The sequence below is a fragment of the Erwinia sp. MYb416 genome, from assembly GCF_037479575.1.
GTDB classification, from domain to species: Bacteria; Pseudomonadota; Gammaproteobacteria; order Enterobacterales; family Enterobacteriaceae; genus Erwinia; species Erwinia rhapontici.
The window spans coordinates 1-849 of record NZ_JBBGYT010000370.1 but is presented as its reverse complement, the minus strand read 5'-3'; the positions used below and the strand labels follow the sequence as shown (position 1 = coordinate 849).

Annotated in this window: 2 protein-coding genes; both read right to left on the bottom strand. The window is 47.2% G+C overall.

Annotated elements, in window-relative coordinates; all coding sequences use genetic code 11:
• Positions 1 to 308: 308 nt before the first annotated feature.
• Positions 309 to 656: a low molecular weight protein tyrosine phosphatase family protein gene (locus WH277_RS05365; protein ID WP_339458034.1), complete on the bottom strand. Its 348-nt coding sequence runs from the start codon at positions 654 to 656 to the stop codon at positions 309 to 311.
• On the bottom strand, positions 628 to 849 hold a 222-nt coding region (locus tag WH277_RS05360), incomplete at its 5' end, for a hypothetical protein (protein ID WP_339504846.1). The genes WH277_RS05360 and WH277_RS05365, both read right to left, overlap by 29 nt.

Below are 849 nucleotides of genomic sequence, written 5' to 3'. Positions count from 1 at the left end.
CACTTTGAAGCGATGAAAAGATATTACGCGTTCCGTAACTGGGGAGAATATCAAACTGATTTTCCTGCACAGGATAGTAAGACTTACAAAGAAATGGGATGGGAGTAAAAAGCACAACATCCATATCATAGTCGCTTGGCATTCTAATGTCTGCGCGACGTCCGCTCCTCGCTCAAAGCAGTCGCCAGGACACCACAAATCCCGGACGAGATGTTCATCCGGTGCCTGTGGATATGTGGTTGTGTCTGCTGGCGCAGTAAAAATCTATCTGACAGCACGGGCATCGACTCTAAACAGAATATAACCGATCACTTTCCTGCCATCCCTTCAATTACCAACCCCAGCTTTTCTGGCACGGTGTGTAAAAATATTGTTACCAGGTCGGGGTCCATAAAGAGGTAATCATCGGGGATATCGAGGACATGTAGGGATTTATATTCGATGACTCGGCCATATTCAGCCACTAAACGATTCTTGTGCTTCTGTTCCATCACACAGATAACGTCGGCCCAGTGAAGTAAATCGTGCGACACCTTTTTCTTAGCATTCCGGCTTGTGCCAGCAGACCGAACAACAAGCGAAGGATAACGGCGGAACACCTGTTCCGCCGTAGGGCTTCGCCATTGATTACGACTGCATATAAAAAGTACGTTCATCGGCAATCAGATACTCTTCAAGACCGCGCATGCCCAGCTGTTGCCTGGTAATACGTGGATACTCAATCCCCAGCTTTGCGGCACGCAGTAATTTGTCTGAGCGCGTGTAAAGCATTTTCCAGTTTTTTTCGCCACGGAAAGTTAACAAGGCGTTATTGGTATCGCGAGACTTATTGCGTTGCTTTTGCGCAAT

Coding starts and splice junctions, on each gene's coding strand:
- WH277_RS05365 (WP_339458034.1), bottom strand. CDS start 656: ATGAACGTACTTTTTATATGCAGTCGTAATCAATGGCGAAGCCCTACG.